The 6,021-nt window shown below is 30.3% G+C and carries 3 protein-coding genes, 3 tRNA genes and 1 other annotated feature; of the genes, 5 read left to right on the plus strand and 1 reads right to left on the minus strand.

The window, feature by feature from the left end; all coding sequences use genetic code 11:
* Positions 1-270 precede the first annotated feature (270 nt).
* From L3B96_RS17575 to murD, 5 genes are all read left to right on the plus strand, one after another.
* A tRNA-Asn gene (locus L3B96_RS17575) sits at positions 271-345 on the plus strand.
* A 236-nt stretch (positions 346-581) separates the two neighbouring features.
* A tRNA-Asn gene (locus tag L3B96_RS17580) sits at positions 582-656 on the plus strand.
* A gap of 434 nt (positions 657-1,090) precedes the next feature.
* Positions 1,091-1,165 (plus strand) — tRNA-Asn (locus L3B96_RS17585).
* A gap of 75 nt (positions 1,166-1,240) precedes the next feature.
* Positions 1,241-1,414, plus strand: a binding site (T-box leader).
* A 50-nt stretch (positions 1,415-1,464) separates the two neighbouring features.
* Positions 1,465-2,856, plus strand: a complete 1,392-nt coding sequence (locus L3B96_RS17590; protein WP_017209492.1) for a glycine--tRNA ligase — start codon at positions 1,465-1,467, stop codon at positions 2,854-2,856.
* A gap of 148 nt (positions 2,857-3,004) precedes the next feature.
* A complete protein-coding gene (gene murD / locus L3B96_RS17595; protein ID WP_238948198.1) occupies positions 3,005-4,381 on the plus strand; it encodes a UDP-N-acetylmuramoyl-L-alanine--D-glutamate ligase in 1,377 nt (458 codons plus the stop codon).
* Between the two features lie 62 nt (positions 4,382-4,443).
* Here the strand turns inward: murD and L3B96_RS17600 are convergent, their stop codons facing one another.
* The gene (locus L3B96_RS17600; RefSeq protein WP_077856939.1) at positions 4,444-5,466 is read right to left on the minus strand and encodes a DUF5050 domain-containing protein; all 1,023 of its coding nucleotides are present in this window, start codon (positions 5,464-5,466) and stop codon (positions 4,444-4,446) included.
* Between the last annotated feature and the right edge of the window lie 555 nt (positions 5,467-6,021).

A 6,021-nucleotide genomic window follows, 5' to 3' on the forward strand; every position in this document is an offset into this window, starting at 1 on the left:
TAAAAAGGTTCTATATGTATAAAAAGCATATATGAATCTTTTTTTTGTTGAGTAAAAAATGAAATATAGAAACATAATTTGAAATCTGGAATTCTATAATAAGTCCAGAAATATTTTATTAGCTGCATAAGTATTTATAGGAATTATTATTCTCTTCGGATGATAAGAAAGAAAAGCTATAAGTATTTCTGAAAACTGCAAAAGCAAATAAAATATAAAAAAGGCTTGCATAATTAGAAAAAACTGATATAATAAATTAAGTAATGACGTTCCGCGATAGCTCAATGGTGGAGCACTCGGCTGTTAACCGATAGGTTGGAGGTTCGAGTCCTCTTCGCGGAGCCATTTTTTCATATTTTTTTAGGATGATAGTATGGGCTATGGCATATATCTTGGAAGTGTTGCTATAGTTTTTTTATTTCTAAATTTTATAAAGATAAATCAGGAATATATAAGGAGTACAATTCTAAAGGCAGATGCTATTTGATAGTTTTGATAGTATAGAGATATAAATTTGATATTTTGCTAAAAAAGGGTTGCATAATTTAAAAAAGCTGATATAATAGATTAAGTAATGACGTTCCGCGATAGCTCAATGGTGGAGCACTCGGCTGTTAACCGATAGGTTGGAGGTTCGAGTCCTCTTCGCGGAGCCATTTTTTTATTTTTTAGAATAGTATTATAAGCTATAGCATGCATTTTGAAAGCATTGTTATGGCTTTTTTATTCCATATGAATTTATACTAAATTTAAAGTTGTGAACATTGTAACTCTTGAGGGCATAAGTTATGGAAATACTTACTCAGAGAATCACAGTTTGTAAAGAGAATGAAAAATATATTATCCTGCCGAATTTTTTTCACATACATTTGAAAAATCAGATGGGTAAAAATCTACAGTTCCACAATCGCTTGAGAATTTGTTCTTTTCAGGCTCTATAAAGATGAATTAGGAATATATAATATGTATTAATTCTAAAATGTAGATGTTATTTGATAACTTTTATAGTATAGAGATATAATTTTGATATTTTATTAAAAAAGGGTTGCATAATCTAAAAAAACTGATATAATAGATTAAGTAATGACGTTCCGCGATAGCTCAATGGTGGAGCACTCGGCTGTTAACCGATAGGTTGGAGGTTCGAGTCCTCTTCGCGGAGCCATTTTTTTATATTTTTTTAGAAAATATTCAGACTTGACATATAAAATGATTTTGTTAAAATTAATTTATAAATTAAATACACATGTTGAAAAAGAAAAGTAATTTATAAGTCAGTTGAAGAGAGATGATGTTTGGTGGAAATCATTATTGGTTATAAATGAATGGAGCTTTTGAGTGTGAGGAAATCGATGAAGAAAGATGGGCTTAAGCCAAGAAGGGTGGAACCGCGGAATTATATTTCGTCCCTTTGTGCTTAAAGCCTTTTTTATTTTATAAAAATATATTTGGAGGGATAAAACAATGGCAGTAGAAAAAACAATGGATAAGATTGTGGCTCTTTGTAAAAATAGAGGATTTGTATTTCCAGGCTCAGATATATACGGTGGTCTAGCTAATTCGTGGGATTACGGTCCTTTAGGAGTAGAATTCAAAAATAATGTAAAAAAAGCATGGTGGAAAAAATTTGTTCAAGAAAGTCCGTATAATGTTGGATTAGATTCTGCTATTTTAATGAATAGAGAAGTTTGGGTTGCATCAGGGCATGTTGGAGGTTTTTCAGACCCATTAATGGATTGTAAGGAATGTAAGGCAAGATTTAGAGCTGATAAATTAGTTGAAGATCATATGACAGAAAATGGAGCAGAGGTAGCGACAGCTGATGGATGGACTAACGAACAATTGAAAGAATATATTGAAAGAAATAACATAGTTTGTCCCAAATGTGGAAAGATGAACTACACAGATATAAGAAAGTTTAATCTTATGTTTAAAACATTTCAAGGTGTTACTGAAGATGCTAAATCAGAAATGTATTTAAGACCAGAAACAGCACAAGGTATTTTTGTTAATTTTAAAGCAGTGCAAAGAACATCAAGAAAAAAAGTACCATTTGGTATAGCCCAAATAGGTAAATCTTTTAGAAATGAAATTACACCTGGTAATTTTACTTTCAGAACAAGAGAATTTGAACAAATGGAATTAGAATTCTTCTGTAAGCCTGGAACTGATTTAGAGTGGCACAAATATTGGAAGGACTATTGTTGGAACTTCTTGCTAAACTTGAATGTTAAGTCAGAAAATTTAAGAATGAGAGATCATGGAGAAGAAGAGTTATCTTTCTACTCGAATGCAACTTCTGATATAGAATATTTATTCCCATTTGGTTGGGGAGAACTTTGGGGAATAGCAGATAGAACTGATTATGATTTATCTAAACATCAAGAACATTCTGGCCAGGATTTAAGCTATTTAGATCAAACAACTAATGAGAAATATGTTCCATATGTTATAGAGCCTTCGTTAGGCGCAGATAGAGTTGCTTTAGCATTTTTAATTGAAGCATATGATGAAGAAGAGTTAGAAGGTGGAGATGTTAGAACTGTAATGCATTTACACCCAGCATTAGCTCCGTTTAAAGCAGCAATATTGCCTCTTTCTAAAAAGCTATCAGAAAAATCTTTGGATATTTATGCGGAGTTAAGTAAGAAATTCAATCTTGATTTCGATGAAACAGGAAGTATAGGTAAGAGATACAGAAGACAAGATGAAATTGGAACTCCTTATTGTATAACAATAGATTTCGATACATTAGAGGATGAGTCAGTAACAATTAGAAATAGAGATACTATGGAACAAGAAAGAATTAAAATAAGTGAAATAGAAAATTATATCCAAGCAAGTTTGGAATTTTAGGATTATACCTAAATAAAAACTGATTCAAGATAATTTCTTCTTGGGTCAGTTTATTTTTTTGTTGCAAGTGTTATAATTAAAATAATGAAGAACAAATTTTGGCAATAATATATACGATGGATAGAGATTTGAATTTGGAGGATAAATCATGAAGAAGGATTTTAATGAGTTTAAAGAATTTATAGTGGGTAAGAAAGTTGGAGTTGTTGGAATTGGAGTAAGTAATATTCCGTTAATCAATTTTTTAATAGATTTAGGTGCTGCTGTAACGGCTTTTGACAAAAAGAATTTAGAAGAACTTAGAGATGTTGCAGATGGATTTAATAAAAAGGGAGTTAAGCTGGAGCTTGGAGAAAAATATCTAGATAACTTAAAAGGGTTTGATGTGATATTTAAAACACCATCAATGAGGACTGATAGTGAAGCATTAGTAAGGGCTAGAAAAGAAGGAGCATATGTTACTTCTGAGATGGAAGAGTTCGTTAGGTATACAAGAGGAAAAGTCTATGGAATAACCGGTAGCGATGGAAAGACAACAACAACAACAATTATTTCTAAGTTACTAGAAGGTCAAGGGTATAAAACATGGGTCGGAGGAAATATAGGAACTCCATTATTTTCAGAAATAGAAAACATACATGATGAAGATAAAGTTGTATTAGAGTTATCTAGCTTTCAACTTATGACAATGACTCAAGAAATAGATGTTGCAGTATGTACAAATTTATCCCCAAATCACTTAGACATGCATAAAAGTATGCAAGAGTATATAGATGCGAAAAAGAATATCTTTATATATCAAAATTCAAGTGGACTTTTAGTAGTGAATAGAGAAAACGAAATTACCCATGGATTTATAAAAGAAGCGAAAGGAAATGTGAAAGAGTTCAGTTCAAAAAGAGAACTGATAGATGGGGCATACTATAAAAATGGGATACTCTATCTTGAAGACAAGGAAGTTTGCAAAAAAGACGATATCGTAATTAAGGGGATGCATAATGTTGAAAATTATCTTGCAGCATTTTTAGCAACAAAAGACGATGTCTCTGTGGAGGTAATGAAAAAAGTTGCTGAAACATTTGCTGGCGTTGAACATAGGTGTGAACTTGTAAGAGAGATAGACGGAGTTAAATATTATAATGATTCTATTGCTTCAAGTCCTACAAGAACTTTAGCGGGGCTTAGAGCATTTGATGAAAAAGTAATAGTTATTGCAGGAGGGTATGATAAGAATATACCTTTTGAACCTTTAGCATATGAGGGGTACCCATATATAAAAGAATTGATCCTTATGGGAGCGACAAAGCACAAGATCAAAGATGTTTTTGATAATTTAGAAAATGAAAAAGGAATTAAAATTAATATAAATATGGTTGAGTCTTTGGAAGAGGCAGTAAGACTTGCTGAAAGCATAGCGAATCCAGGCGATATTGTCACTCTATCACCTGCTTGTGCATCATTTGATATGTATCCTAATTTTATGATAAGAGGTAATAAGTTTAAAGAGATAGTGAAGTCTTTATAAGTGCATAATGCAAGAAATAGGAGATAAGTGTTTAGTTATAAATACTTATCTCCTATTTTGCATTAACTTTTAGAAGAAAAATCTTTGAAGTATATATTATTCACATTTATACTTGGGCTATAGAATATACCTGAGGTAGTCAAATAATATTCATTTATACCCTCTGATATCTCTGGTTTAGAGGTAGCGGTTGAATTTTTTAAGTCTACTGATAGTGAGTATAAGTTATTTGAGTCACTGCCGTTAATAAAATATATAGATTTATCTATAATTTTTAACTGAAATCCATTCATTATGGAAATTCTCTTGCAGCTTAATGTAGATGGGTCCAGTGAGTATAGATTATTGTTATCAGAAGAATTAAAAAAAAGTAACTGCCCATCAAAAACTATAAAGCTATTAGCTGTGTAATCGGTAAGTTTTTGTCTATTACTACCATCCGTTTTTATTGAATATAATTTTGAGTTATCACTTAAGTTTTGATACACAATAAAATCTCCATTAATTATAAAAGAGCCTACACTATCAGGACATACCAATGAGTGTTCTGATGTTGATGTATTATATTTGTAAATCCTATTTTCGTTATTTTTATTTATGTAGAATAATTCTGAATTAGAAGCTATTAAATTATTTACTGAATCGTCATTCAACTTTGTGTAAGTTTTATCAGAAATGTTAAATGAAGATAAAGCATTATTATCTGAACCATTTGAAAAATAAATCATTTGATTAATTAAGGTCATATTATCAGCAGAATAATTTGCAAAATCAGTAACGCTCTTACTTTCGAGAATATCTTTAGGCAAAGGAGAAGGAATAATTGAAATTCTATTATTCTCATCGGGATTTGGAAATATTAAGTTGTTACCATTAAAAAGGAATGGACAAAAGTATGAAGAGCTACTAGTTAAGATAAATGAATTAGGCTCAGTTGCATCCATTGCTTGGGTATTTTGTACTTGTATTGATGTTTTGGAAGGGGGAGCTGTCTGTGAGTTGGATGGCGAAGCGATGTTGCTTGAGCATCCTATAAAAGAAAACATGGTAAATGGTAAAATGAAATAAAAAATTCCTTTATTCATAATTAAAATCTCCTGAAACTAAAATTATATATAATAGTATTTATAGATAAATAGGAATAATTAATTATTAAGTAATTAATTCTATTCTATTCTATATTATTAATATTAGAGTAGATTCCTATAACAGTAAAGACGTTGTTATATGTTTTTGCGGGCCTTTTATAGAAAATAATTGAAACAATACAATTAACACTTCCACGTGTGTCACATGGTGGAATAATGAGTATTTATTAGAAAAGGGCAGGTATATCAATTATAATTATTGATAACAATGGATATGCAGGTAATATTGTATAAAAAACATGATATGATTATATTCGTTGTCACGAGTAATTGATGAACAACAGATAAGAAATTAGCTAAAAAGTTTTAAATAATTATAAAAAATATTAAAAATAATTATTGACAACGATAGCTAATGATGTTATCATAATAAAGCAGTCAAGTTTGACTGAGAGATCTTTGAAAATTGAACAGAATATGATAAATACATTTAAGTAAACCAGCAATTTTTATTTGAGTAAGCTAAGATTAAACTTTTTATTGAGAGTTTGA

Origin of the sequence: Clostridium sp. YIM B02569 (assembly GCF_022320765.1) — a bacterium.
GTDB classification, from domain to species: Bacteria; Bacillota; Clostridia; order Clostridiales; family Clostridiaceae; genus Clostridium; species Clostridium beijerinckii.

What these genes read in the sequence shown, in the direction of transcription:
- L3B96_RS17600 (WP_077856939.1), bottom strand. Translation starts at nt 5,466, where the DNA reads ATGAATAAAGGAATTTTTTATTTCATTTTACCATTTACCATGTTTTCT.
- murD (WP_238948198.1), top strand. Translation starts at nt 3,005, where the DNA reads ATGAAGAAGGATTTTAATGAGTTTAAAGAATTTATAGTGGGTAAGAAA.
- L3B96_RS17590 (WP_017209492.1), top strand. Translation starts at nt 1,465, where the DNA reads ATGGCAGTAGAAAAAACAATGGATAAGATTGTGGCTCTTTGTAAAAAT.